We start from the raw sequence: 26,052 nt of genomic DNA, 5'->3' as shown, positions 1-26,052 counted from the left end.
GGGTGCCGCCGTGCCGGCGGTACGGCCACCCCATGGAGACCTGATGTCCGAAAACGCCCGCGACACCCCACCCGGCGCCCGCCCTGAACCCGTGCCCGCCGAGCCGGACGCCAGCTCCCCGGCCGACGGCGGCACCCCGCCGAAACAGCCGGCAACCTCGGCGCAGTGGCGCCAGCTCCTGCGCGACGACGACCTGCCCGAACAGCTCGCCGAACTGCCCTACTTCCAGCGCCGGCGCGCCCGCAGGGCCTGGCGCTCCGCCCGCCGCGACGCCCGCAACGCGCGGGTCAGGGCGCAGCGCAAGAATGTGCCCACGCCCGTCACGGTGCCGCTCATCGCCCTCCTGGTCGCCGCGCTCATCACCGCCGGCAGCTGGCTGTGGCGCGACGCGGACCACACCACCACCCACTCGGCGGCCACCGCGCCCCCGGCCGCGCCGGTGAACCCGGTCACAGGCACCACGCCGCCGGCTCCCGCCGCGAGCAGCCCCGCCCCGCTCCCGGACGCACCGGACGACGTCGCCAAAGCGTTCGTGACGGCATACACCACTCGCATCCCGCCGAAGGACGGCTCCCACCAGGCGGCCGTGAAGCGCGCGGCCCCGTACGCGTCCGCGGCCCTGGTGGCCAATCTCAACCGCCACGACGACCTGGACTGGAACCTGCTCATCGCCGCCCAAGGGCTCGAGGCCAAGCCAACCGCGGTGACGATCAGCCGGCCGTCGCCCAAGGACCAGCCCTCCGCCGACACCTCGGTGCGCGTCTACCGGCAGGCCACCGCGCGGATAGCGGTCACAGGCACCGAGGCCTACGCCTACACCCGGCACCTGGTCGTGGAAGTCTCGCGCGCCGACGTCGGACAGCGGTGGATGGTCACGCGCGTCCTCGGCCTGGAGGAGTAGCGGTGAACCAGCAAGATGTCACGCAGATCGCCATGCAGGCCGCCGGCGTCGCCAAGAAGGCCCTGGCCGTCAAGGTCGGCGCCGTCGCCGCCGTGCTGTTCCTCCTCGGCCTAGTGCTGATGGGCGCCCTCGTCCCGCTGCCCGCAGCCCACGGCGCCTCCTGCCAGGACACCGGGCCGGGCACCGGATCGGCTGCACCGGATCGCGGCGACACCCCGCCGGCCACCGGCAGCGTGCACGCCCAGCAGCTGGCGAACGCCCAAATCATCGACCAGGCCGCCCAAAAGCTCCACCTGCCCGGAACGGCCACCCTCATCGCGCTGATGACCGCCATGCAGGAGAGCACCCTGCAAAACCTCGACCACGGCGACCGCGACAGCCTCGGGCTGTTCCAGCAACGGCCCTCCATGAACTGGGGCACCCGCGAGCAGATCATGAACCCAGCGTTCGCCGCCGAGTCGTTCTACCAGGGCCGCGGCGGCAACAAGGGCCTGATCGGCGTCAAGAACTGGCAGTCCCTGCCGCCCGGAGACGTGGCCCAGGCCGTCCAGGGCAGCGCGTACCCCAAGTTGTACGCCGGCCACGAGACGGCCATGCGCGCGCTGGCCAAGCAGGCCCACATCGACCTCACCCGCGGCGGCAGCGCCACCGGCGCGACCGCAGGCGGCACCGAGCCGTCAGCCGGTACACCCCCTGCTGTCACGTGCGGCGTCGTCGATCCCGGCACCGGCAAGGGCGGCACCTTCACCGACGGCCGGGCCACCTGGCAGCTCAACAACCCCCGCACCGTGCAGGACGCCCTCGCCTGGGCACGAGCCCACGCGGGCGCGAACTCCACGAAGGAGTGGGAGCGGGCATGCCTCAAGTTCGTGGCCATCGCCTACGGCTGGAGCGCATCCGGGGTCGGCTACGCGATCGACCACTACACGGTCGTCCCCGCCGACATGCGCCACAACGGCGACCGCCATCCACCACCCGGCGCCCTCATGTACTGGACCACCGGCCACCGAGCCGGCCACATCGCCATCTATCTCGGCAACGGCCAGATCGTCAGCAACGACATCACCCGCCCCGGCTACCTCGACATCGTCCCAGCCGACGCCATCGAACAGCGCTGGCGCGCGATGTACGTGGGCTGGACGCCCCCGGTGTTTCCCCGCGCAAGCTGACCTCCGCATGAGCCGAAGCACGATAGTGAACCGCCCCGGGTCAGGTAGAGACTCGATTCCGTGAAAGGATTGAGTCATGGCACGACCTTCCCGTTACCCGCTTGAGCTGCGCCGTCGCGCGGTGCGCATGTTCGCCGAGGTCCGCGGCGACTACCCGACCGAGACGGCAGCACTGCAGTCCGTCGCCGAAAAGCTGGACATCGGTTCCCGAGAGACACTGCGGAACTGGGTGAAGCAGCACGAGATCGACGCCGGACAGCGGCCGGGGACGACGACAGAGGAGTCCGCCCAGCTCAAGGCGCTGAAGAAGGAGAACGCCGAGCTGAAGCGGGCGAACGACATATTGAAGGCGGCGGCGTCTTTCTTCGCGGCCGAGCTCGACCGGCCACACACACGCTCGTAACGTTCATCAACGAGCACCGGGACCGCTTCGGCGGCGTCGAGCCGATCTGCAGAACGCTCACCGAGCATGACTGCAAGATCGCCCCCTCCACCTACTACGCCCACAAGAAACGCCTGGAGAACCCCGCCGCCCGCACGGTGCGCGATGCCGGAACCAAGGCGCGGATCCAGGAGATCCACACCACCAACTACCGTGTCTATGGCGCCCGCAAGATCTGGCGCGAGCTGCACCGGCAAGGTCACGAGGTGGCCCGCTGCACTGTCGAGCGGCTGATGCGTGAGCTGGGCATCACCGGCGCGGTCCGCGGCAAGAAGATCGTCACCACGGTCCCCGACGAGCGGGCCGAGCGGGCCCCCGACCTGGTCGACCGCGACTTCGTCGCCTCGGCGCCGAACCGCTGCTGGGTAGCCGACTTCACTCATGTCGCCACCTGGTCCGGAGTCGTCTACGTCGCTTTCGTCGTGGACACCTTCTCCCGGCGCATCGTCGGTTGGTCTGCCGCGACCAACAAGGAGACCAAGCTGGTCCTGGACGCGCTGGAGATGGCTCTATGGCAGCGCGACCGGGATGAACTACCCCATATAAGGGGCGAGTTGATCCATCATTCGGATGCCGGGTCGCAGTACACGAGTTTCAAGCTCGCCGAGCATCTGGACGCCGCCGGCATCGCAGCGAGTATTGGATCAGTCGGAGACGCATACGACAACGCCCTGATGGAATCGACGATCGGCTTGTACAAAACCGAGTTGATCAAACCGCAGCGGCCCTGGAAGAACCTCTCCCAGGTCGAACTCGCCACCGCCGAGTGGACCGACTGGTACGTCCACCGCCGCCTGCACGGTGAGATAGGGCACATCCCACCCGCCGAGTACGAGGCCAACCACCACAAGGAATCCACGAAACCCCAGGTCACCACCACAATCTGAGATCTCTACCGAACCCGGGGCGGTTCACTGGGGGCCAGCGTTCTCAAACGACACGGCACCCCAGCAGGTCAGCAGCCCACTGGCTGCCAGATGCACTGCGACAGGACAACAGGTCGCAACTGTGGTCATTCGTGTCCGGCCTCCCAGTTCTGGTTCTCCTGGGTCGGCCTCTGTGGGTTCAGGGAAGCGTCAATGTCAGTGGGCTCTGCCAGGGTGTGCGTCGTGGATGAACTGGTGGAGCGTGTCGACGATCAAGATCGCGTGCTGGGGATGATGGTCAGCCGCCGGCAGGCTATCCAGGAGGGTTGGCTGCACCGAGTCGCCGTGACGGTGTGTCGTGATGAGCGTGGACGGATACTCGTCCACCGACGGTCGGAGCAGGTATTGCGCTTCCCTGGGCTCTATGAGGTCGAGGTCGGTGGCGCCGCATTTGTCGGCGAGTCCTATGAACAGGCCGCCGCGAGGGAGCTGGCCGAAGAGCTGGGCATCCGTGCGCTGCCGCGCCTGCTGTTCACGTTCATCAACCGCAGCGGCTTGAGCCCTCACTGGCTCGGCGTGCACGAAGCCGTGGTGCCGGACGCCGTGGTCCCCGATCCCGATGAGGTCGCCTGGCATGGCTGGCTGACCGAGCAAGAGCTGCGGTCGGCCCTGCTGGAGTGGCGCTTCACCCCCGACAGCCACGAAGCCTTCAGTCGGTATCTGGCGTTCCGGACCGCGCGATCCTGACCTTGCCCATCACGCTCAGAAGGCTCAGCGTCTGTCGACCGGTCACCACCGACGACATGCTCCACACCGTGCTCCGACGCCGCGCGGGCGGCGAGTCCGTCGAGGCGCTCCACCCCGACCTGTTCATCCCCACCGGCAAGCGCACCGGACACAACCCGTCTCTGGCCAGCATCTACCGGGCGCTCGCTGAGCAGGACAAGGCCGAGAGCTACCCCGAAGCCGTCGCGGCGGCCCACACCGGCTTCGACGCATTCCAGGCAGGTGACGACATCCCCCGGCCCAGCCCGGAAGGCCACTCGTAAATCCCGTAAACTCGCGGGTCAACGGCCCGCTAGCCGGGAGATGATGACCGCTTCACCTGTCACGAGAGCAAGGAGAGCGACACCCATGGCTCTGCCCAAACTTTCCGCAGCACAGCGCGCCGAGGCGCTCGAAAAGGCGAAGGCCGTCCGCAAGGAGCGCAGCGAGCTGATGGCCCACCTCAAGGCGGGAACGATGCCGCTCACGGACCTTCTCGCCCGCCAGGACGCCGCGGTAGGCAAGATCCGGGTGCGCCGCGTCCTCGAATCGCTCCCCGGTATCGGCCCCGTCCGCGCCGGCCAGCTCCTCGCCGACCTCGGGATCTCCGAGAGCCGCCGCGTCCAGGGCCTGGGCGCCAACCAGCGCGCCCGTCTGCTCGAACTCTTCCCGCCCCAGCGCTGAACGGCGAGAGGCGTCCGCCTCACTGATCAACGGGAGCGGAACGGCAGGGCTCTCGTCGACGCCGACCGCATCCGATGCAAGTCTGCAGCCCTTTCGAACCCTGCCGATTGCCTGCCGGATACCGGCCGGGGCCTGGTTCTGCGTACGGCCCCAGGCGCGCGATCGACGGGAGGTCCTATCCCCTGCACTGGGGGGCTCCCGCGATGACGGTGATCTTGGTGGTTTGCCAGACCCCGTGGGAGGCCGTGTCGGTGACGAGTAGCAGGTTGTACAGGACAAAGCTCTTGGCATTGGGACTCGTCCGAACCACGGCCCCGGTCTCCACGTTCTTGCTGAAGACCTTGCTCTGGTCCCGACAGAAGCTGAGCGTGGCGGAGCCCGCCTTGAACACGTCGGCCTTCGCGTCGTAGTACCGGTCATCGCCGGTTGGTGCCCAGCCGCCGGTTATGTTCGCCTGAATCTGGCTGCGGGCGTACGCGCGCCCGTCGTTGCGTGAGTAGAACGCGTATCCCGGATCCGTCAGGTCGTTCTTGGCGCTCGCGCGCTTGAGGGCCCGGATGTACTGCTCCCCGTCGTTAAGCACCGCGTCCTGGGTCGTGTTGCCGGTCTTGGGCCAGACGAAGACCATCTTGAGGTCGCTGGGCAGGTCCGTGACGGGCCGGCGGGCGGTAGCGCTGGGCGAGGAAGTGTCCCGCGTTGGCGTGGTCGTCGACGGGGTACTGGGGGCGCCGGTGGCTTGGCCGGATGTCTTGGCGTCGTCACCGGAACAGGCGGTAAGGGCCAGGGCCGCGGCCGTGACGAGGGCGACGGTGCTGGACAACGTGTGGCAGGTCACGATGGGGTTCCCCCGATGCGATGTCCGGACAGAGCATTTGGGTCTGACGCTACCCGTGATTGCTGAGCGGTAACAAAAGCCATTTCGGTCCGAGATGCGCTCGCACTTCGGCGGGTGCTGGCACGACTCCCCGACGCTCCGCCCCGGAACTCTGGTGCCCCCAGGCTTCCGGGCCGCGAAAGGAATGTCCGGAAGATGCCAACTGGGAGTAGCGACGCCACCGATGTGCTTGGTTGGCGAATGTTCCCGCAGGCTTCCGGAGAGCGTGCTGAGCACATAGTTCCAGGTCAGCAGCGCACAATTCCGCGCTTCCGTGCGTTGGCGATGAGGTTTCCACAGGTTCAGGCTTGCGGGCGCGCCGTCGAAAAATCTATCCACAGGGCAATCGGGTTTGAATGGGTCCTGGCACAGAAAGCCGCTCTCCTGGGCGGGAGTTCTGGCCTTCCGGTACCTCAATCCGAGAGGCAATATCCTTCATGCGTGCAACCCGATCACGATTCCTGCGGCGAGTTTCGGCAACGGCCGCCGTGATAGCAGCGGCGGGCATTCTCGCCTCACCGGGCGCGTCCGCTGCCGAACCGTCGCCCACCACCAGCAAGCCGGTGGCGAGCGCGTCCGATGCGCCTGTGCAGGACGGCCCGGGGCCCGCAGGAGTCGCTGACGCGCCGACTGATGACCCCTCCGGCGGAACCGGCACTGGCCCAGGGGACGGCAGCGACCCGACACCCGAACCGGGCACCGACCCCACGCCGGATCCCGGCACCGACCCCACGCCTGACCCGACGCCGACGCCGGACCCGACGCCCACGCCCGACCCGACCCCGACTCCTGACCCGACGCCCACACCCGACCCGACGCCGACTCCTGACCCCACGCCCACACCCGACCCGACGCCGACTCCTGACCCCACGCCCACACCCGACCCGACGCCGACTCCTGACCCCACGCCTACACCTGACCCGACCGACCCAGGCACCGACCCGACTCCCACTCCCACGCCGGACCCCACGGGCCACCCCACGCCGGACCCCACGGGCCACCCGACGCCTGATCCGACGTCTCCCGGGAGCGACCCTACGAGCCCTAGCGGTAACCCGACGCATCAGCCGGGCGGTGGATCCGGCGATCACGATGCGGGCACCGGCCAAGCCCCTCGCCCGCAGCCGGCCGGGCCCACGGCCGCTCCGGTCAACACGGTCGTGCCCGTGGCCGACGCGTCCCTGGCCCACACCGGTGCGGAGGGCAGTGGTGAGCTCGGTCTGGTCGCCACCGGCCTGATCGGCGTTGGTCTGACCGCTTTCGGCGCCGCCCGGTACTCCCGGCGCCGTACGGAGACCGCCGGCCAGGCGGACCGAACGTCATAGAACCCTCCCGGAGCGGCCGCGGCCGCTCCGGGACCCCGCAGGGGCCAGGACGAACCGATTTCCGACGTCGCCCACGGCCCACGGGTCCATCCGCACACCGCCCCTCGCGCCTGGTGAAGGCGTCTTGGCAGGCGAGCCGCCAACCGAGACCCCCACCGCGGGGCGCCTGCCCTCCAGCCCTCCTGATCCGTGGAGCCCGCCATGCCTCGTTCCGCTCGCCCGGCCGGCGTTGCGCGCAGCTGCCTCACGCGGGCCGCTGATGCGTTGGCCAGCTCCACCCTCACCTACGCCATCCCTCTCCTGATCCTGACCACGACCGGTTCCGCCGCCCTGACCGGCACCGCGTTCCTGCTGGAATGGCTCCCGCGGCTGACCGCCTTCGCCATCGGCGGACCGCTGGTGGACCGCTACCGTGCCGACAGAATCTTCCGCGCCGCCAACGCCACCCGAGTGTGCTTGATCGCGGTGGCCCTTGCCGTACTGGGCGCCCTGCCGGCTACGGGCCCCGCGGTGACGGCGGCACTGATGGCTCTCGGCGCCGCCGGCGGGCTTCTCGCCGAAAGCTCCTACGTGGCCGTGGAGACCATCGGAGCACAGGCCAGCCGGCGCGCCGGGGAACTGGCACACCGAGTGCAGGCGGTCCAGATCGGCATCGACCAGGGCGCACTGCTCGTGGGACCGCTCCTCGCCGGCGCCCTGCTGCTGGCCGGCTCCCTCCCGATGCTCGCCGCCGTCGCCGGCCTGTCCCTCATCGCCGCGCTCAGCGTGGCCACCGCCGAAGCAGCCGCACCGTCCGAAGCGAGCGGGCCAACTCACGTACTGGGCGCACTGAGGACGGGATGGCGCACGGTACGTGGCATCCCGGCCCTGGCCTGGCTCGTGACCGGACTGGTCGTCTCCAACCTCGCGGTCGCCGTCGTCCAGGTCAGCGCCCCGATCATCGTCCTGCACGCGTTCAATCGCTCCTCGGTGGCCATGGGGGCGGTCTGGAGCGCGGCCGGCGTGGTGGCCCTGGCCGTAGTCGCCGGCTGCCGATGGGGCATCGAACGCTGGGGACTGTGGCCGGTCGGAGCAGCCGCGTCCGCGACCGCGTGCCTGGCCTGCTTCGCGGTCGCCCTCGCACCGTCCTTCCCCTTGTACGCCGCGGCGATCGGCGTCCTCATGGCCGGGGAAGGCGCGCTCACGGTCGTGCTGCGCACCCTGCGGTCCCGCCTGATCCCCGCCAGCGTCTTCGGATCCACCCTGGCGGTCACGATCCTCCTGGTGATGCTTCCGTTCCCGGTGGCCGGCGCCCTGGTCGCCGTGCTGCCCCCCACTGACCTTCCCGGACTTCTGCTGATCTGCGCGCTGCTGCAGGGCGCAGCCATGGCTTACGCCCTGCACGGGCTCTGGCGCCACCGCGCCTCGTACGCCCTGCCCGCACAGCAAGCCCTCGCCGGCGAACTCCCGGCCGCCACCCGCCAGCCCGAGCAGGCGCATGCCGCGTGACCGGCCGCCACCCCTCCACCCCAAGCTGCGGAGTTGACGTCATGACCCCTGTTATCGGCAGTGCGCGCCGCCCGGACACCCGCCATGCCACCGCTCCCGCCACGCCAGTGAGCAGATCCCGCGGTGGGGTACGCGTCCACACGGTGGAGGGCGCCGCAGCACTGACCTGGCTGGCCGAACAGTGGCCCGCCCTCTACCAGCAGGACCCGCTGGCGCCCCCGTACGCCGCCCCCGGATGGCTCCTGGGCTGGACCACTCAACTGCCACCGAGCGCAACACCGTTGCTGCTCATCGCCACGAGCAGCGCTCGAGTCCTCGCCGCCCTCGCCCTGGTCCGCGAGCACCACAGCGATGGCACCGTCCACGTCACAGCCGTCTCGCCCTACTGCGAGTACGTCACCGCAGTAGGCCCCGAATCGGCCCAACCGTTCGTGGCGCAGGCTCTGGCCCGGTGCCTGACCGGCCTGGCCACGCAAGGGGCCGTGGTGCACCTGGCGAACCTGCCCGCGCGATCACCGCTGGGCACCGTGCTGCTCGGCCGGTCCGCCTGGCAGCACAGCACCGCCCGGACCGCCGTGGTGCCGCTACCGCTGGACCTGGCCGCCCTGCCCAAGTCGATCCGCCGCCAGCATGGCCAGCGCGAGCGGAGGGTGGCGGCCAGCGGATACACCATCAGCTACCGGCGCTCCCACACGGACGCCGAACTCCTGTCCATGCTGCCCGTGTTGCAGGCCCTGCACGCCGCCCGGTGGGCCTCCGAAGGGCGCCCCGCACCCGGGCCGGCGGCCCCGGCCTGGGCGGAGGTACTGCGCCGGTGCGGTGCGGGAACGGCGTTCATCGCCCAGGTGGCGGTCAACGACGTCCCGATCGCCGCGCAGCTGTGCCTGTACCGGGAGCAGCGCACCTACTCGGTGCTCCCGGCGATGGATCCGCAACTGACCCACCTGTCGCCCGGCCACCTCCTGCTGGCCCGGCTGACCGCCGACCTCGCCGCTGCCGGCTTCACCTCCCTCGACCTCGGACCGACCCTCGAAACGGCCGGCCAGATCGGCTACAAGGCGCAGTGGGGGCCCACCTGGGACACCAACGTGACCGCGGTCATGGACGGCCGCACCCCGACCGCCACCACCCACACCCGGCACGGCGACGCCTTCCCGGCCGCCGCGAGCGGCAGCACCTGCTGGACGCCCACCCCAACGAGTCCCCTGGAGAACCACTCATGACCTCGCCCCGCACCCACGCCCCGACCACCTCGTCAACCGGCCCGTCGACGAGGGAGGTACTCCTGATCATCGGGAGCTGCGATGAGGCCACGCGCGGCTACTGCCTTGAGCAGATGGCCGCGGCGTACCCCGTCGTCCTGATCAACCCCACCGATTTGACCTGGCAGCAGCAGCACGTCGTGGACCACGAGATCGCCGACCCGCACGACCCGGTGTCCTTCGCCGCGGCCGCCGACGCGCTGGCCACCCGGCACACCATCGGCGGCGTCCTGACCTGGGACGAGTACCTGCTGGTGCCGACCGCGGACCTGGCTACCCGACTTGGCCTGCCCGGCAATACCGGCGCCGCGATGACAGCGTGCCGCGACAAGGCCGCCAGCCGCCGGCTGTTCGCCGCCTACGGCGTCCCCTCCGCAATATCCACCCAGGTCCACACCCTGGCCGATGCCGAACAGGCAGCACACCGCACCGGGTACCCGGTCGTCCTCAAACCCGCCAGCCACGCGGGCAGCATCGGCGTCATCCGCGTCGACACCCCCGCCGACCTGCCGGCCGGGTGGGCCTTCGCCGCCGCCGGCTCCAGTGAACAGGGCCCCGAAGGACACGGCGTCCTCGTTGAGGAATACCTCGACGGCCCGGAAGTCTCCGTCGAATGCGTCACCCGCCGCGGCGTCACCACCGCGGTCGCCGTCACCCACAAAGAGCTGGCATTCGCCCCGTACTTCGAGGAAGTAGGACACACCGTCACCGCGAACGACCCGCTGATCGACCAGGTCGCCCCAGTTGCCCTCCAGGCGCTGCAGGCCCTGGACGTCACCGAGGGCGTCCAGCACGTCGAGCTGCGGCTGACCACCACCGGCCCGCGGATCATCGAGGTCAACGCCCGGATCGCCGGCGACCTGATCGGCACGCTCGTGCTGCTCGCTACCGGCATCGACCTGCCCCGCGCAGCCGCCGACATTGCCATGGACCAGGCACCGGATTTGACGCCCATCGTGGGGCCCACCGCCGCGATCACCGTGATCTACCCGCCCGCCACCGGCATCCTCACCGCCCGCGCTCTCCCCGAGGGTCTGCAGGACCGGACCCCGTGGCTGCGTCAGGTCACCTGGCTGATGCCGGTCGGGGCGCGGGTGAGCCTTCCGCCAGAGGGCGACATCGACGCCGCGCGCGTCGGGTTCTTCATCGTGATCGGCGACAGCGCGGAGCACACCCGGCACCGCGCGCAGGAGATCACCCGACGCATGAACCTCAGCACACGGCCCGAGATCCCGGACGCGGCCGCAGCTGCCTGACACCGGCCCGCTGCGCGCTGCGCTCACCAGCCGCGGTCCAGCCGTGCCTCCTGCAGCACCTGCAGCACGCACAAAATTCCGCCGGGAACCGGCCGCCCGACCCCCGCTTCCCGCCGCCCCCCGCGGCGGTCCGACCCATCACCCGTGCCGAGGAGATCCCCATGTCGTCCCACCCGATGCTGCTCATCGTCGGCTCCGGGCCCGAGCTGATGTGCCGCAACCTGCTGGAGGCCGCCGCCGCGGAGCACCCGGTGCTGCTCCTCAACGCGCGGGCCCCCAGCTGGGAGCGTCCGTACGTCGTCGCCCACGAGGTCGCTGACCTGCACGACCTATCCGCGGTCACCGCGGCCGCCGAGGCCTTGGCCGGGCAGTGGAACATCGCTGGCGTCCTGACCTTCGACGCCTCCCTGCTGCTGACCGTGGCCCGGCTTGCCGAGCACCTGGGGCTACCGGGCAACAGCCCCGCCGCGGTGGGCGCCGCTCGAGACAAGGCCACCAGCCGCCAGTCGTTCATGACCTCGGACGTGCCGTCCGCCGCCTCCACCTGGGTCCACAGCATGGCGGCCGCGGCCTCCGCAGCCGAGCGCATCGGCGGCTATCCCGTCGTCCTCAAGCCGGCCGCACACGCTGACAGCGCTGGTGTCGTCCGTGTCGACACGATCACCGACCTGCCGGCCGCCTGGAGCATCACCTGCGCCGCCGCGGCCGCCCAGGGCCCCGACGGCGAGGGCGTGCTACTCGAAGAGTTCCTCGACGGCCCAGAGATTTCGGTCACGACGGTCACCCAGAACGGGCAGACCCGCGCCGTCGCCGTCATTCACAAGACCGTCGCGTTCGCCCCGCACCTCGTAGAGACCGCCCACGGTGTGACGGCCGGCGATCCGCTCCTACCCACAGTCGCACCGATCGCCGCAGCAGCCCTGCGCGCCGTGGGCATCACCCACGGTGTCAGCCACGTCGAGATGCGGCTCACCGACACTGGGCCCCGCCTGATCGAGGTCAACATCCGGTTCGGCGGCGACAGCATCAGTCAGCTCGTCCGCCACGCCACCGGCGTGGACCTGGTCCGTGCCGCGGCCGCTATCGCCTGCGGCCAGATACCAGATCTCGAAGCCACTCAAGCCTGCAGCGCCGCCATCGGCATGCTCTACCCGCCCGGCGACGGCACTGTCACCGCGCGCGAGCTCACTGGCGGCAGTGACGAACACGTCGAGCAATTCCACTGGCTGTGCGAGGTCGGCGACCAGGTCACCCTGACGCCGTCCGCCCACGTGCCGAACAGCATCCAGGCCGCCTTCGGGATCGTGACCGGCCGTACCGCCGAGGAAGCCCGCGCGCACCTGCGCGCCCTGTTGGCCCGTACCGTCCTGCGGATTCGGCCCGTGACTGCCGACGCGGCATGACCGCCCAGGCCACCCGGCTTCCCCGGTCCTGTGCTCCCACCGATCGCAAGGCGGTAGCCGCCGCCCAGTGTCCCCGCCCACAGCTGCAGAACGTGGGTCAGAGGTGGGCGCCCCTGCTGTGTGCAGCTTCCCGACGCCGAACTGACCGGCGCACGCCTGCTGTTAGTGCCCCAGTCCACCAGGACGAGGGCGACGCGAACAGACAATCCGAGGAGGGCCATTGATCAAGTGGACGCGCAAGATGAAGAAGCACGCGGTAACGAAGCCGCCCCTGGCAGTGAACGCGGCCCGGCTCCGGGAAGGCTGGCCCGCTCCGGCCGGCGGACGCATCCGCCTGATCCGACCGGGCGAGGCGGCCGCCGCCGACGCGCTGCTGAACCTGGCCGGAGTAAAGCTTGATCCCTACGTGCGGAAATCTCTGGACGCCGGGTCGCTGGCTGCCGCTTTGATGACTGGGCTCGACGACAGCAGGCCGGCGTTCTACACCGCGACCATGAGGGGGTGCGCGACGCCTCGGCTCGTCGACGGGTTGCCGTGCCTGGCTCTGCTGCTCGTTGCCGTGGACGCCTCCGGCGAGGTGGTCGGCGTTCTCTCCGGAATGCCCTCGCTAGCCGTGGTGAAGATGGCCTTGGGCTGCGGCTTCACCACAGAACAGGCGCTGGCGATGTCCCTGGCCATCGCCAAGGTCCAGGGTCTCGCAATCGCCGAACACGCACGCGGCCAGGGCCTCGCGGCCGAGCTGCTGGAACGAGCCTGGCAGGTATACCGACAGCTCGGCTACGCGGTTCTCTATGGCTCGTTCGAAGTCGGCCGTGACCTGGAGAGGTTCTACGCACAGCAGGGCTTCACCGTCCTCGGGCTCGGAGGCAGGCTCTCTTTGCAACCCCTCAACCTGCCCTTCCTTCTGCACGCCGGAAACACTGAACGGATGTTCTCTCGATGGCATCTCCCCAACTGAGGGCGTGTGCCCGGTGTCCGCACCTGCGCGCCCGCTCGGGCAGAGGCAGCTACAGGCGAGGAAGCGCGCAGGGACGCGCGTCGCGGCCCGCGCGCCGGCAGCCGCCAGACGGAGACCCGTTGGAACCCTGGAGCTCGTTCGTGATCGGAATGGTGACGAGTGGCAGTCCGTTGCCTACATGGGGGCGGGCCCATCCAGAGCACGGTCCACGTCCCGCAGTCGCCGGGCCGCATCCGCTGCGGTGGGCCCCTTGGCCCCTTCGCCGCGCGCAAGGCGGCGATCTGCCGTGCTCCGGACGGCACACTGTCCGTGCTCCCTGGCACTATGGCGATCGGTTGCGCCGTCGGTGGCCGGCCGGCGCCCCACCTTGGTGCGTGACGGCGGGTCCATCCACGCGTTTGTGCGCCGTCCGTGGGAGTCGCCCCGGCCGAACGCCGACCAGTTCTGGCATTGCACACATGATCGCAAAGAGGAGACCAGGTTGTCCTCCAGAGATACCGTCCGGCGAACCGAGGCGATCCCTTCGCAGCAGAGGCTGCCAGCCACCCCGAGACCCGATTTCCGCTTCAAAGCGCTCTTCGTCGAGCCGGCCTACTCCACCCCGTTCGTCGCGGACGAGGACGACGAGGCGTGGGAGCCCGACCCGGCGCCAGCCCCTCGCCGCTACTGAGCGGACCTGGCGAGACCCCGACCGGTCCGGTGCGACGCAGGGCGCCGACGCCGCTTCAGCTCGCCGCGCTGGACGGCCGGGCCTACCGCAGGCCCACCCAACAACGGAGCTATCAGCGCGAGGTGCTGGTACATCACGTAAGCCAGTCCTGCCACGGCGATGAACGGCACCAGTACCGTGAGCTGTTGGCACTGCTCTGGCGCGCGATCGAGGAACGGCAGGACCAAGCCGTGGGATGCGGCGGCTGCGAGTGCATTGGGGATGCCATGGCACTCGCAGTCCGGGGCCCGGGTCGTCGAAAGAAGGGACGCGCCATGGGATCGGGGTCCGGTCGGGCCTGGCGGTTTCGCCCATTCCTGCCAGACCCGACCGCATCATCCGCAGCCCCAACGGGCGGCAACCCGTGCGTCAGCTGGCATCCCACCAGCGGCCGGCTTCCCGGCGTCGTCTGAGCTGGATCCCAGTCGCTGGTCTTGCCGGAGCGCACTGAGGCCAGCGTGGGCCAGTTCCTGTCCTCGCCTGCGACCAGCCGTTACAGCCGTGACCGCCCGATGTTCTTCACTCCGGAAGCCGGGTGCAGCAGTTCGTGCTTGGGGTGCGCCCGGTGCTGGACGGAAGGTCCACCCGCTGTGCCGGTGAGGGTCACGAACTGGGGCGTGGTGACGTCTTCGCGGAGGACCTGCCCTTGCCTGGCCGCCGCGGGGCCGCACGTTCGCTCCCCGCCCCGTCCTTCGGGTGCTTGCCTGCCACGAGCATGCGTCAGATCCGCACAGCCCCACCCCCAACGAACCCCGTCACCTCCTTGGCCACGGAACGGCAACCCCAACGCGGTCGTGCTCGACAGTGCAGCGCGGTGGCCACTTGTGCCCCCACTCGCCGTGGAGTGCTGTTTCGCAGTGGCAAGGGAGCACGCACCGCAGGCCGGTTGCCCCGCGCCCCGGCGCGGGGCAACCGGCCGAGGAGCGCGCGGACTGCGGCAGCCCCTCGCCGGTCCAGCGCGGCGTAGGCGCTGGCGGGGGTTCGGGGGTTGGTCCCCCGAGGCGCGAGCCACACGCCAACCGCCAGGCCCGCGCCTGCCGTTGGTGCTTGATGGGCGGGTGGTTGCTGTGGTACTCGCGCGCACGTTTACTGACAGAAGGAGAAGGTGCCTTTGACCTGCGGAAATGTGAGGCTAAGGGCTGGAAATCCCGCCCATAGGGTTCGGAAAATCCGCCCTTAGCCACGCAGTGGCCACCCGTTGATAAGGGCGGGTTTTTCGGACCACCAACTGTATGATCAGCCTGTAAGGGATGGTTGGTCGGAGCTAAGGGCGGTTTTTTCCGCCCTTAGGGACAGGGAGTCATTCGATGGGTGCTGCTCCTCGGCGCCAGAGCAGCCTGGCTCTGGTGAACTTGCACTCCGGGGAGGTGATGACACCCCGGCCGCGTACACCGCACGCCTTCGACGGCAAGGGGTACACGCTGGAGTCGATCGGCAGCGAGGTTCCGCTGTACGCCCTGGGGCTGACCGGCACACAGTGGGCGCTGCTGGACTGGGTCCGCGAGCACGGTGGGGCGAGCGCTCCCGTACGCCTCAAGCCGGCGGACGTCGCCCCAGAGATCCACTCCACCGAGGGAACCGTCAAGAGCTCGCTCTCCCGCTTGGTCGCCCTCAACCTCCTGCTCAAGACGTCCCCGCGCTCTGCCGCCTACCAGTTGACGCCCCGGCGATACTGGGAGGGCAGTGGATCGACGCAAGTAACGGCGTGCCGCAGGATTGATCCGCCGGCGGTCGCCCCCGACGCCAAGGCCAGGACGAAGCCCCGGTCAGGAGAGACGTCATGACGGTTCCGGCTCACGCGTTCGACCCCGAGAGCCTGGCGACACCGCCCCTGTACTCACTCAACCTTTCTGCGGCACAGCGGTCCTTGCTGGCGTGGATGGAAGACCAAGGGGCGTACTTCCAGTCGATCACCTTCCGGGCCGGCGAAGTCGCCGCGGCCTGTGGCATCGCGGAATCCACGGCCTACGACGCGCTGAGCCGGCTGACCGCGATGAACCTGGTGCTGGACCTTGAGCCCGGCTACAAGCTCAACGCCCGCCTGTTCTTCACCAACCATCCCGAGGTCCGGGACATGATGGCCGCGGCGCTGGCCGATCCGATGGTGCACCCCGATGAGCGGGCCCGGGCCCCGCGCAAGCGCGGCAACACCGACGCCCGCCGGCGCCGCGACATCCGCGCGGTGCCGGCGGACAACGAGACCGACTGACGCCTGGCACGACCGAGGACGTGGTGTGCGATGAGCTGGTCGCCCGGTGGCGCACGGCCGTCAAGGGCGGCAGTGGTCAAGACTCGCCGAACGCCTGCACATCGTCGGGGCTCATGTCCGCGCGAACGCGCAGGAATCGCACCAGGTGGCGCCAGCGGCCAGCGTCGACCGCGGTGTCGCCGGCGAATTCGGCGACAGTCTGGGGCCGGACCAGTGTTGTAGCCAGCGCGGACTTCGCACCCCAGGCCGCAGAGAAGGTCGCGCCGGCCCACGGGTGCTGCGGGGAAGCAGCGACCAGTTGCTCGGCAAGATCCTGGCGGGCGCGGACTCCCAATGGAGTGCTCCGTCCGACGTACCGCAGACGCCCGGTGGCGTCGAGCCGGCCGAGAAGCACGCTGGCCGGGTCGTGGAGCGTGCCGGTGATCGCGCCGATGATGCCTTCGGTGGACTGACGTGTTCACTGGCGAAGAGTCGGTATTCGAAAGCTGCAGTATTCTCCAGCCGCCCCGGGCCTGCGGCCCCCGGCGGGACTGCGGGCCGCCTACGCCCATGCCGTGGCCGCTAAGCGGCGCGGGCCACACCCCGACCCGGCCACGGGCTGGGACTCCAAGCAGGCGGCCTTACGCACCGCATGGCCGGCGGAGCAGGCCGACGAGCTCGCCCGACTCCAGGACGTACGCCTAGGGCGTGTATTTGGTCGTGATCAAGCGTCGGTCCGGGTGAGGTCCTTGATCCAGATCATTGAGGCCCGCAGGTGGAGGCCGGCGAGGTAGCTCTCGGGGGTTTTGTCGTAGTGGGTGGCGATGCCTCGCCAGGCCTTCAGCTTGTTGATCAGGCGCTCGACTGTGTTCCGCTCCTTGTAGAGGTCGGCGTCGTGGGTTACCGGCCGGCCACCCCTGCGGCCTTTGTTCTTCCGGTTAGATGCCTGGTCCCTCTTCTCCGGGATGACTGCCTTGATACGGCGTTTGCACAGGTAGGCGCGGTTGCCGCGGGACGACCGGGCCAAGGCCCACAAGCACCTCGGCCAGATCGACGTCCCCGTACGGGGATGCAGCAGGTCGCCGACATCGGCGGCCGACTCACCCCCCGGGCCGCCGCGGTCCGGGTAGACACGGTCGGGTCTGTGGGAGACGCCGATGCCGTACTCGATCCACCAGCGCGGTGCGCAGGGCGTGTTCCACGGTCCGTGCCGAGCAGGCCGGCCACGGCCTTGTTGCCCTTGTGCTGCGCGATCAGGTATCGCATCCGCGCGACCGCGCTCTCAGGAGTACGCGCTCGGCACGGTCTGCACGGCCGTTCCCATCCGGACCGCCGCGGGACCCGCCCCGGCGGGCATGCCCCGGGCCGACGGTCGGTGACCTCGGCCCGGAGCCGTGGAAGGCGACGGGGAGCCGTCCGGTCTCGCGGTCACCGCGTCCCCGCGGGGCGGGGTGCGCGGCCGGTCAGGGGGCCAGCTGCTTGATGTTGGCTCGGACGGCAGCGGTCTGGGTTTTGACCTGGGCGATTTCGGTGCCACCTTCCGCGATCAACTTCTCTTGCAGGGCGGTCTCCACGACCTTCCAGTCGCGGATCAGGCCGGAGGAGTTCTTGCACGTCACATCGGCCACCGCCACGGCCTTTTCCTTCTCGCCGACAGTGGGTCCGGTGAAGTCCAAGTCGTTACTGGCGGAGAAAGGTTCGGCGGGGTAGGTGTATCCGGCCTTCTTCATGCACACCGACCAGCGGGAGAGCGCCGATTTTACGCGGGCGTCCTGGAGGGACTGGTCGAAGGAGGCCCGATCCAGGGACTGGACCAGCTGCGGATTGCCGGGTGCGTCCGCGGACCCGTAGCCGAGGGCCTCGTTCGCGCGGCCCGCGCATCCACCGGGCGGCACCGGTTTGCCGCTCTGATCGCTTCCTCCCTGCCCGAACTCGCCGGGATGGGTGCTTCCGCCGGTCAGTGCGAACGACTCGGCGGGCGACAGGCTCGGTTCCGAAGAGACCTGAGGCTTCGTCTTCTCCGGTACGCGGTAGCCCCTTTCAGATGCCAGCTTCGCGTCAGTGATTCCGTAGCGACGTTCGTTGTGCACGGCGACTGCCGGCGACGGGGCGGGCGGAAGGGAGAAGGAGATGTGGCCAAACTCCTTCATGCAGGCTGTCATGCGGGCCCGTAGCAGTTCGGAGAGTTTGTACCCCTCGAACTCGTCCAACATGTAGTCGTCCAGGGGAAGTCGCAGGTCAACGGCCGTGTTGGGGGTGCCGACCGCCGACACCGGCCTTTCGGCGACGCCTTCGGGACTGCCGCTCGACGTGTCGCATCCGGCGAGGGCGGCACATGTGCCCAGCGAGAGCAGTAGGGCCACATACCGGCCGGGTGCGGTGGTACGGCGTATTTTTCTCATTGCATCACTGTCATTCGGGTCGCACGAGTCGGCATACGGCGGATGGGGTCTCCCGTACTGCGGGAAACCCCATCAAAAAGCATGCTCAGCAATTGCCGGACTCATAGAAAATGCTGGACGCGTTCTGGTTCTTCAGGGTGCCGTTCAGGTTGGCCGTCACCCACGGACCGATGATCTGGACCGGGCCCTGCCGGTCCGAGTAGTAGTACACGTAGTGCGGGTTGCTGTGGGTCCAGTTCGTAACGGAGGCAGCGTTGTTCTTCAGCGACAGCCCGGCGCCGGCGCCGGGTCCGATGAACGTGAAGTTCGCGTGGTTGTAACCCCAGCAGTCGTCGATGTCGACGAATGCACCCACGCCGCCGGAGTTGTAGTGGAAGCAGGCGTCCTTGCCCTCATTGCAGTGGCCGTCCCCGCTGGCCGACGCGTTGGGTGCGAGTACGAGAAGCGATGCGATGGACAGTCCGATCGCCGAGACGGCGGTGAACTTCTTCACGATGATCCTCCGAGGCTACATAAAGATTGTGTGAGCGAGGGGAATCTACCCCGAGAAGTCGATCTTGTGGAAATCGCTTCCCCTACGGGCAGGAAGTAGCCGTCGGAGTAGAGCAGTTGGCCGTGGCTCAGGCCATCGTCAGGGCGGTCGTCGGTTCCTGACGGGACGGTCGGCGGGTCGGGGGCCGCGGATTGCCATGCGGGTTGTCTGGCCGTGTAGATGGGGTGGCCGGGTCCCGAGCCGGACGCCCCGCACCGTCGTTGTACCCCGCGACACCCCGCCCCTGGGGCGGGACCGGTGCGACGAGGAGACAGCACGTTGAACGACATGGACCCTTTCGACCCTTACGCCGAGATGACGGCAGCACTCACCCGGGCCCAAGAGCGCTTCGCCGCCGACGTCGACGGCGCCAAGATGGCCGTGTTGATGGACAACGGCCTGTACCGGCACCTGCGCTTCGATTTCCCGCGCGCGTCCTGGCAGCAGTGCGAAATCGTCACCTGGCCGGGCACGCTCGTGATCCACGGCGGAACGGGTCACTGGGCCTTTTCCCGCCAGGACGACATGTTCTCGCTCTTCCGGCCCTCGCCACCACGGCGCGGATCAACCCGGAGTACTGGGCCAAGCAGCTGCCCAATGGCGGGCGAGGCGGCGCGATGCAGTTCGCCGGCGAACGCATCCGCGCCTACATCAGCAAGGAAGTGGAGCAGGCCGGCACCGACCATCCCGACCTGATCACGGAAGTGGACAACGAGTTGTTGGGCTTCTGGTCCGACGCGGATCTGAGCACCGAAGCATCCGCCCGTGAGGCGCTGGCCCGGTTCGAGTCGGTCGACGGCTTCCGGTTCGACATCCGGGATTGGGACCTCAGCGAGTACGACCCTTGGTACCTGCAAACCTGCACCATCCTGCCTTGGGCGGTCGAGCAGTACGACGCGGGGCCCCGCACCGACAGCTGGGCGAGGAAGCCCGACGCCATCTCCGCCGGGCCCGCGACTCAGTCCGCTGCCGGGGCTGACGCCGACTGCCGTTCGGCTTCCTCAAGCCACGACAGATACCAGCGCGCGAAGGTCATCGACGCACCATTGCCGTCGAGCAGCGGTTATGCGTTGTTGGACGGTCCGCGTGGGCCTCGGCTGCTTGCCCGTCTATGCGCACGTGGCGCCCCGAGTCCCTGCCGGGTCGAGGGAGTCGACGTCCTCCATGAAGGACAGCATCCGGGCGTTGACCACGTCCGGGTGGTCGATCTGCGGGCCGTGCCCGGTCGCGGTGATGATCTCGGCGCGGGCCCCGGGTATCAGGCGCGGTACGCGCTCCAGCTGCCGCTTCGGGTGCACGAGCAGGCTGTGCTTGCCCATGATCAAGTACAGCGGGGTCCGGATGGACCGCAGCGCTTCCTCGGCAAGCGGCAGGGGTGCGGGGCGGCGGATTCGGTACGCGCGGGCGCCGAGCTGGATCCACTTGCGCATCTCGGGGATGGCGATGACCGGCTGGTCCAGCCACTTGGCGAGCCGGGGGCGCAGGGCCTTGGGGGCGAAGGTGGCGAACAGGCTGATGAAGACCCAGGCGAAGAAGCGCAGGCCGACTTTCTCCAGGCCGCCGGGGTCGAGGGCGGTGACGGAGACAAGTCGTTCGGAGCGGCGGTGCGCCTGGTTGAGGACGAGCCAGCCGCCGTAGGAGGAGCCGACAAGGTGGACCTTGTCGAGGCCGAGCGCGTCGAGGGCTTCGTCCATCCACTGGGCAGCGCGCTCGGGTTGCCACATGGGCTCGCGGTGGACACTGCGATTGGCGTCGCCCGGGGTGTCGAGCGCGTAGACGGGGCGGTCGAGGCTGAGCCCGGGGGTGTTGGGGTACCACATGGCGGAGCTGTACCCGGCGCCGTGGATCAGGACGATCGGCGTTCGGGACTCGGCCTTGGGTTCGGTGGGACCGTAGCGGTAGACGTGGGTAGTGCCGAAGCTCGTCTCCACGTCCGTCTCGGAACGGGCGGGTGCTCCCATCGCGTAGAGCACGTCCGCGGCGGCGAAATAGCGGTCGCGCAGCTCGTCACTCACGTAGCGGCCGACGTCACGTCGCACTCGGGTCGCGTTCTTGGGCACGGGGCACCTCCAGGAAAATCTGTTCTTCGTGATACGAACGTACCACGTTCTTGATACGGCGGTACCATGGAAATGTCGGACCGAGCCGGCCTGCAAGCCCCTGAACCACCCACTCCACCCACTGCCGGAGACAGCACTGATGCCAAAGCGCGTGGACCACGAGGAACGGCGCACCCAGATCGCCGAAGCGCTCATCCAAGTCGCGGGGCGGCGAGGGCTGCACGCCGTCGGCATGCGCGACGTCGCAGCCGAGGCCGGCGTATCCCTCCGACTCGTGCAGTACTACTTCGAGACCAAGGAGAAGCTGCTCTTTTACGGCCTCAAGCACCTCACCGACCGCTTCACCACGCGTGTGAGCGCCCGCCTGGCCGCCGCCGGCCCAGACCCGGGCCCGCGCGCCACGGTGGAAGCACTACTGCTGGCCTCCCTGCCAACCGACGACGAGAGCCGCACTTTCCACCTGCTGTACAGCTCCTACGCGATCCTCTCCGTCACCGACAAGGCACTGGCCGCCCAGCCATTCATCGACAACCCCGACGCTGCCGAAAACGCCCTGACCGGACTGCTCCAGCAGGCGCAGGAGACCGCCCTGGCCGATCCAGCCGTCGATGCACGTACGGAAGCAATCAGCCTGCTCGCCACGACTGCCACGATGGGCACCAGCATCCTCGTCGGCCAACGGACGTCAGAGTCGGCCATCGCGGTAATCCACCATCACCTCAACCGGATCTTCACCAACAACCACACCACGCTCCCCACATAACCCCGACGGCAACACCGGACTCCACCCAGCGGGCAGGACAGCCTTCAAAAACAACCACTCACCGGGCCGCTGACCGGCATCTACGACCCGCACGGCATGGGGGCGATGTTCTTCGCCGTGCTGGCCGTCGCCGCCCAGCTCGACCGCAACTACATCCGGGAGAAGACGTTGGAGGGCCAGCAGATTGCCGCCGCCAAGGGCCACCACGGCGGCCGTCCCAAGGTCATCGACGAGGACATGGTGACCTTCGCCCTCGCCCTGAGAGACAAGAGCGTGCCGGTCCCCGAGATCGCGAAGAAGCTGAGGATTCCGACCGGGAAGAACGCCGGACAGAACCCGTCAGTTGCTTCGCTGTACCGGGCCCTAGCCGAGGCCGACTAGGGCCTGTGTGATGTCGTGATCAATCGGTTGTGCGTAAGAGGTCGTCGATCCAGATCATCGAGGCGCGGAGTTCGAGGCCGGCGAGGTAGCTCTCGGGTGTCTTGTCGAAGCGTGTGGCGATGCCACGCCAGTCCTTCATGCGGTTGATCAGACGCTCGACGGTGTTGCGTTCCTTGTAGAGCTCCGCGTCGTGGCTGATGGATCGACCGCCCAGGCGGCCTCGTCGCCGGCGGTTGGCGGTCTGGTCCTTCTTCTCCGGGATGACCGCCTTGATACCGCGTTTGCGCAGGTAGGCGCGGTTGGTGCGAGAGGAGTAGGCCTTGTCCGCGGCGACCGCGCCCGGGCGGCTGCGGGGCCTGCCGACGGGCAGGCGAACACGGATCTTCTCCAGCACGGGGATGAACTGGGGGCTGTCGGCTGCGTGTCCGGCGGTCAGCACGAAAGACAAGGGCCGGCACGTGCGATCGGCGGTGAGGTGAATCTTGGTGGTCAGCCCTCCGCGGGACCTTCCCAGCAGGGCTTGGGTCAGGCGGAGCTTGCGTCGTCGCCGCTTCCGTCGGCGTTCTTCCCGCTCGGACTCGCCGCCGGTGACGGGTCCGATCTGTTCCGTTTGGCCTCCCCCTTTTGGCGGGCTCGCTCCTGCTTGATCACGGCTTCCTCCAGTGCGTCCAACACCTCCTTGCCCACCGGCATCTAACCGGGACGGGCAGCCAGGTAGTGCGACCAGCTGCCTCCGGCCAGGGCGGCCCAGCGCTCCGCCGTGCGGGGCGCGATGCCCAGCAGATCGGCGAGCACCATGGGTGGCAAGTCGGCCACGGCTTCCATCATGGCGGTGTTCCGGGCAGCGCGGACGGGCAGGCCGTGCTGGTGCAGCTTGGCGGCCAGCCCGGCCGGGTTGCGCGGTAGGCCGGGACTGGGGCCGGGCACGAGGTGCCGGGCGCGGTCTGCGGTGCGGTGCGCGGGAGGGTACTGGTGGAGTTGGTCGTCGATGAGGCGGGCGAGCGTCGGCGGCAATAGGACCGGGTGCCGGTGGATCGTCAGGTAGGTGTGCTCCGCGTCGCGATGGAGCTGGTCGGCGGTGAGCTCGACGATCCGGGTCAGCGGGAGAGCGTAGAGGCGCACCAGGGCTGCGGTGACGCGCACATCCAGCGGAAGGGCGGTGTCGTGGAGGCACCGACGCAACTGCGCGTGGTGGACGTCGTCGACGAGGAACTGGCCGGGGAGTTGGAAGGGCCGGTGCTCGATGACCAGGTCTGGGGATGTCAGGCGGCGGGCGGTGGCCCACCGGATGAAGGGAATGGCGCAGCTCCGCAGGCAGGGCCGGTCGGTCGCCCAGGTGTCGAGGTGGCGTTGATCGAGGCGTTGCAGGGGGAGATTCCGGGCGCCGAGCCAGTTCAGGAGGTGAATGGCGGCGCGGATGTTGGTGCAGTCGCCTTTGTGCGCGGCGTAGCTGTAGCGGCCGCGGGCCGAGCGGCGGCGCGCGTCGCGCAGGATGTGCCATTCGGCGAAGGGTCGGATCACGGTGGCCTGCGCGGGCGGCAGCCGGGTCACGGTCCGGGCGACCCAGCGGGTCAGGAGCGCCACGTTTTCATCGCGTGGCGGCAGGAGGCCGGCGGTGACCAGCAGGCCGCGCACGGAGGCGGTGCAGGCGCCGTGCGGCAGCGCGTCCAAGGCCGCATGGTCGAGGTCGTCGGGTTGGGAGGCCAGGGTGCCCAGGAGGTGGGCGGCGGGGCTGCGGCGCAGCCAGGCCAGGATCGGGTAGGGGTTGTCCGAACCGGTCAGCACCGCGGCCAGCGGCTGCAACGCCGGGCGCATGCTGGCCCCGTCCGCGGACAGCAGGTCGCGCACGCGGGCGTGCAGGGTGCAGCGCGGGCAGCGGTGTCCGGGCAGGAGATCGGCGGGCTCGCCGCAGGCTGTGCACCGTTCGGGCGGCTCACCGGGCAAGCAGCACGCGCTGCACTGCAGGCCACCGTCGGCGCTCCGGCCGATCAGGATCCGCTGCCGGCCGCAAGAGGTGCAGGCCGCAGGCGTCACCCGGGCCGCACGGTAGCAGGGCCCGCAGACCGGCCCCATCGGCCACACGATCTTGACGGTTCGCACCCGGTTGCACACACGACACGCGCGCGGCTCCCTGGTGCGGGCCTCGCGCGCGGTGCAGGTACGGCAGTGGAACGGCCCCCAGCCGCCATGGATGCGGTGCCCGGTGCTGACCTTCCCACAGGCGTTGCACGTGTCCGGTTGCCCTTTGTAGCACCGGCGGCAGGTGTCCGGGGTGTTCCCGTTGGCCCGCTTGCTGATGGGCGCGGTCTGTCCGCAGATCCCGCACCGGCGGACAGGGCTGGAGTAGCAGCTGATGCAGACGGGGCCGGTGGCCGTCCACGCGTTGACGCGGCGCTCTCGGCCGCAGCCGGAGCACGTCTGCAGTTTGCGGGGGGCACACGACTGGCACAGGTGGGTACCGCCGGGCAGGCGCCGGTCGGGCACCATCATCCGGTGGCAACCGGCGCACTCCTTGCGGGCATCCGGTTCCTGGTTGCGGCACGGCTTGCAGATGCCGCCCTCCGGACGGCGGGCGTGCATCCTGGTCGTTTTGCCGCAGCGCGCGCAGGGGCGGAGCGTGGACCGGACGGCGCAGGGGGTGCACTGGCGCCCCCGCGGACTGGTGCGGCCGGGGAGGGGGTCGGTCCTGCCGCAGTCGACGCAGACCACCAGCGCCACCTTCGCGCCGTAGCCGGCCGCGGCCAACAACGCGATCAACCGCACCACAGACATCGGGCAGTCCCCGCCCGGCGCGCTCAGAGCGTCACCCCGGGCGGCGAGGTAGCGCAGGAGCCCGAAGGCGTTCGGGCCGCTCCACGCGCGGGCCTCCTGCACCAGGGCCTGCGCTCGCTCGCCGGACAGGGACGGCCCGACCGCGACCCGTAACAGCACGATGATCCGCTCCCGGGCTGCGGCGAGTTCCGCGCGCAGTCGGATCTGGTCCGGCGTCGGGGCCCTCATGGCTGGCCGGGGCGCCGGATCGTGGTGCGCCGCTCCTTCAGCGGCAATGGCGCGGCCTCGTCGCCGGCCGCCTTCTTCACCTGCGTGTTGACCACCAGCGGCACGATGAGGTCGTTCGGCGTGCACCCGAAGATGTCACACAGCGCGACCAGGGTGTCCATGCTCATCCGCTGCGGTGGCTGCGTCACCAGGCGGTAGACCTGCTCTCGTGACAGCGTCACGCCGCGCTCGGCCAACAACGGCACCAAGTCCGAGGTCTGGAACATCTCCTGCGCGGCCATCAACTGGCGCAGCCGCCACTCATAGCCCATCTTCTTGATCATTTAAGGTCCCAGTCGTCGCCCAGCCGGCGCTTCAACGACGCCTCCAGGAGCTGGTTGCGGTACTCGTCGGAGACGCCCATGTAGACGGCCGTCGTAGAGGCATGGCTGTGGCCGACCTGCTCTTGAACGAAGCGGGCAGGATAGCCGAACTCCGTCAGGTGCGTGATGTAGCGCCGGCTTGTGTCCGCAGAGGCCGTGTGCGGATGACCCTGTGTAGCGATTGAGCAGGCGTGCCGATGTGGATTCTTTCGTGACGCAGTCCGTCGGCTGTGTTGCATTCCACGTCCATGATTGCGATGCA

The 26,052-nt window shown here is 69.3% G+C and carries 26 protein-coding genes and 2 pseudogenes; 18 read left to right on the top strand and 10 right to left on the bottom strand.

Annotation, left to right across the window (positions count from 1 at the left end; all coding sequences use genetic code 11):
- Positions 1 to 43: 43 nt before the first annotated feature.
- The 6 genes from QMK24_RS35910 to mihF all read left to right on the top strand — a co-directional run bounded on the left by QMK24_RS35910 (position 44) and on the right by mihF (position 4,827).
- Positions 44 to 901, top strand: coding sequence for a hypothetical protein (locus tag QMK24_RS35910; protein WP_283471067.1), 858 nt, complete (start codon positions 44 to 46; stop codon positions 899 to 901).
- 2 nt (positions 902 to 903) lie between these two features.
- Positions 904 to 2,070 carry an NlpC/P60 family protein gene (locus tag QMK24_RS35905; RefSeq protein WP_283471066.1) on the top strand — a complete coding sequence of 389 codons (1,167 nt, stop codon included), beginning with the start codon at positions 904 to 906 and terminating at the stop codon, positions 2,068 to 2,070.
- A 76-nt stretch (positions 2,071 to 2,146) separates the two neighbouring features.
- A protein-coding gene (locus QMK24_RS35900) for an IS3 family transposase (RefSeq protein WP_283471065.1) occupies positions 2,147 to 3,399 on the top strand; the annotation gives its coding sequence in 2 pieces (ribosomal slippage) (positions 2,147 to 2,429 and positions 2,429 to 3,399; 1,254 coding nt in all).
- Positions 3,400 to 3,591: 192 nt separating this feature from the next.
- Positions 3,592 to 4,125 (top strand): NUDIX hydrolase, encoded by a 534-nt coding sequence (locus tag QMK24_RS35895; protein WP_283471064.1) that lies wholly within the window; start codon positions 3,592 to 3,594, stop codon positions 4,123 to 4,125.
- Between the two features lie 68 nt (positions 4,126 to 4,193).
- Positions 4,194 to 4,427 carry a hypothetical protein gene (locus tag QMK24_RS35890; RefSeq protein WP_283471063.1) on the top strand — a complete coding sequence of 78 codons (234 nt, stop codon included), beginning with the start codon at positions 4,194 to 4,196 and terminating at the stop codon, positions 4,425 to 4,427.
- An 85-nt stretch (positions 4,428 to 4,512) separates the two neighbouring features.
- A complete protein-coding gene (mihF, locus tag QMK24_RS35885) occupies positions 4,513 to 4,827 on the top strand; it encodes an integration host factor, actinobacterial type (RefSeq protein WP_283471062.1) in 315 nt (104 codons plus the stop codon).
- Positions 4,828 to 5,002: 175 nt separating this feature from the next.
- Here the strand turns inward: mihF and QMK24_RS35880 are convergent, their stop codons facing one another.
- Positions 5,003 to 5,662 carry a hypothetical protein gene (locus QMK24_RS35880; protein WP_283471061.1) on the bottom strand — a complete coding sequence of 220 codons (660 nt, stop codon included), beginning with the start codon at positions 5,660 to 5,662 and terminating at the stop codon, positions 5,003 to 5,005.
- Positions 5,663 to 6,867: 1,205 nt separating this feature from the next.
- Between QMK24_RS35880 and QMK24_RS35875 the strand changes: the two genes are divergently transcribed.
- From QMK24_RS35875 to QMK24_RS35835, 9 genes are all read left to right on the top strand, one after another.
- A complete protein-coding gene (locus tag QMK24_RS35875; RefSeq protein ID WP_283471060.1) occupies positions 6,868 to 7,026 on the top strand; it encodes a hypothetical protein in 159 nt (52 codons plus the stop codon).
- Between the two features lie 201 nt (positions 7,027 to 7,227).
- Positions 7,228 to 8,514, top strand: a complete 1,287-nt coding sequence (locus QMK24_RS35870) for an MFS transporter (protein WP_283471058.1) — start codon at positions 7,228 to 7,230, stop codon at positions 8,512 to 8,514.
- Positions 8,515 to 8,555: 41 nt separating this feature from the next.
- Entirely contained in the window at positions 8,556 to 9,737 is a 1,182-nt protein-coding gene (locus QMK24_RS35865; protein WP_283471057.1) for a GNAT family N-acetyltransferase, read from the top strand.
- Positions 9,734 to 11,032 carry an ATP-grasp domain-containing protein gene (locus tag QMK24_RS35860; RefSeq protein ID WP_283471056.1) on the top strand — a complete coding sequence of 433 codons (1,299 nt, stop codon included), beginning with the start codon at positions 9,734 to 9,736 and terminating at the stop codon, positions 11,030 to 11,032. Before QMK24_RS35865 ends, QMK24_RS35860 begins: the two co-directional genes overlap by 4 nt.
- Before the next feature lie 161 nt (positions 11,033 to 11,193).
- Positions 11,194 to 12,435, top strand: coding sequence for an ATP-grasp domain-containing protein (locus QMK24_RS35855; RefSeq protein ID WP_283471055.1), 1,242 nt, complete (start codon positions 11,194 to 11,196; stop codon positions 12,433 to 12,435).
- Positions 12,436 to 12,655: 220 nt separating this feature from the next.
- Positions 12,656 to 13,393, top strand: coding sequence for a GNAT family N-acetyltransferase (locus QMK24_RS35850; RefSeq protein WP_283471054.1), 738 nt, complete (start codon positions 12,656 to 12,658; stop codon positions 13,391 to 13,393).
- Positions 13,394 to 13,874: 481 nt separating this feature from the next.
- Entirely contained in the window at positions 13,875 to 14,063 is a 189-nt protein-coding gene (locus tag QMK24_RS35845) for a hypothetical protein (protein ID WP_283471053.1), read from the top strand.
- 1,385 nt (positions 14,064 to 15,448) lie between these two features.
- On the top strand, positions 15,449 to 15,886 hold the full coding sequence (locus tag QMK24_RS35840) for a winged helix DNA-binding protein (RefSeq protein WP_283471052.1): 438 nt from the start codon (positions 15,449 to 15,451) through the stop codon (positions 15,884 to 15,886).
- Positions 15,883 to 16,311, top strand: a complete 429-nt coding sequence (locus tag QMK24_RS35835; RefSeq protein ID WP_283471051.1) for a MarR family transcriptional regulator — start codon at positions 15,883 to 15,885, stop codon at positions 16,309 to 16,311. Before QMK24_RS35840 ends, QMK24_RS35835 begins: the two co-directional genes overlap by 4 nt.
- 76 nt (positions 16,312 to 16,387) lie before the next feature.
- Here the strand turns inward: QMK24_RS35835 and QMK24_RS35830 are convergent, their stop codons facing one another.
- From QMK24_RS35830 to QMK24_RS35815, 4 genes and pseudogenes are all read right to left on the bottom strand, one after another.
- Positions 16,388 to 16,705, bottom strand: a complete 318-nt coding sequence (locus QMK24_RS35830; protein WP_283471050.1) for a hypothetical protein — start codon at positions 16,703 to 16,705, stop codon at positions 16,388 to 16,390.
- A gap of 309 nt (positions 16,706 to 17,014) precedes the next feature.
- Positions 17,015 to 17,314: pseudogene (locus tag QMK24_RS35825) on the bottom strand (IS5/IS1182 family transposase); the annotation flags it as partial.
- Between the two features lie 439 nt (positions 17,315 to 17,753).
- Positions 17,754 to 18,692 carry a hypothetical protein gene (locus QMK24_RS35820; RefSeq protein WP_283471049.1) on the bottom strand — a complete coding sequence of 313 codons (939 nt, stop codon included), beginning with the start codon at positions 18,690 to 18,692 and terminating at the stop codon, positions 17,754 to 17,756.
- An 85-nt stretch (positions 18,693 to 18,777) separates the two neighbouring features.
- Positions 18,778 to 19,185, bottom strand: coding sequence for a hypothetical protein (locus QMK24_RS35815; RefSeq protein ID WP_283471048.1), 408 nt, complete (start codon positions 19,183 to 19,185; stop codon positions 18,778 to 18,780).
- Positions 19,186 to 19,503: 318 nt separating this feature from the next.
- Here QMK24_RS35815 and QMK24_RS35810 point away from each other — a divergent pair, with 318 nt between their 5' ends.
- Positions 19,504 to 19,920 (top strand): hypothetical protein, encoded by a 417-nt coding sequence (locus tag QMK24_RS35810; protein ID WP_283471047.1) that lies wholly within the window; start codon positions 19,504 to 19,506, stop codon positions 19,918 to 19,920.
- Between the two features lie 413 nt (positions 19,921 to 20,333).
- Here the strand turns inward: QMK24_RS35810 and QMK24_RS35805 are convergent, their stop codons facing one another.
- Complete coding sequence (locus tag QMK24_RS35805; protein WP_283471046.1) at positions 20,334 to 21,284, bottom strand: alpha/beta fold hydrolase; 951 nt, start codon at positions 21,282 to 21,284, stop codon at positions 20,334 to 20,336.
- 139 nt (positions 21,285 to 21,423) lie between these two features.
- On the opposite strand from QMK24_RS35805, the gene QMK24_RS35800 reads away from it, so the two are divergent.
- Both QMK24_RS35800 and QMK24_RS35795 read left to right on the top strand, forming a co-directional pair.
- Positions 21,424 to 22,047: a TetR/AcrR family transcriptional regulator gene (locus QMK24_RS35800; protein WP_283471045.1), complete on the top strand. Its 624-nt coding sequence runs from the start codon at positions 21,424 to 21,426 to the stop codon at positions 22,045 to 22,047.
- A gap of 96 nt (positions 22,048 to 22,143) precedes the next feature.
- A complete protein-coding gene (locus QMK24_RS35795) occupies positions 22,144 to 22,428 on the top strand; it encodes a serine integrase family protein (RefSeq protein ID WP_349307939.1) in 285 nt (94 codons plus the stop codon).
- 19 nt (positions 22,429 to 22,447) lie between these two features.
- On the opposite strand, the pseudogene QMK24_RS35790 reads toward QMK24_RS35795, so the two are convergent.
- From QMK24_RS35790 to QMK24_RS35775, 4 genes and pseudogenes are all read right to left on the bottom strand, one after another.
- A pseudogene (locus QMK24_RS35790) lies at positions 22,448 to 23,100 on the bottom strand (IS5 family transposase); the annotation flags it as partial.
- A gap of 21 nt (positions 23,101 to 23,121) precedes the next feature.
- Complete coding sequence (locus QMK24_RS35785) at positions 23,122 to 25,428, bottom strand: XRE family transcriptional regulator (protein WP_283471044.1); 2,307 nt, start codon at positions 25,426 to 25,428, stop codon at positions 23,122 to 23,124.
- Positions 25,425 to 25,751 carry a helix-turn-helix domain-containing protein gene (locus tag QMK24_RS35780; RefSeq protein WP_283471043.1) on the bottom strand — a complete coding sequence of 109 codons (327 nt, stop codon included), beginning with the start codon at positions 25,749 to 25,751 and terminating at the stop codon, positions 25,425 to 25,427. Before QMK24_RS35780 ends, QMK24_RS35785 begins: the two co-directional genes overlap by 4 nt.
- Positions 25,748 to 26,052: site-specific integrase (locus QMK24_RS35775; RefSeq protein ID WP_283471042.1), on the bottom strand; the 305-nt coding region annotated here is incomplete at its 5' end. The genes QMK24_RS35780 and QMK24_RS35775, both read right to left, overlap by 4 nt.

This window comes from Streptomyces sp. PH10-H1, assembly GCF_030063355.1.
Classification (GTDB): domain Bacteria; phylum Actinomycetota; class Actinomycetes; order Streptomycetales; family Streptomycetaceae; genus Actinacidiphila.
The sequence above is the reverse complement of the archived record's forward strand: the minus strand, read 5'-3'. Positions and strand labels throughout refer to the sequence as shown.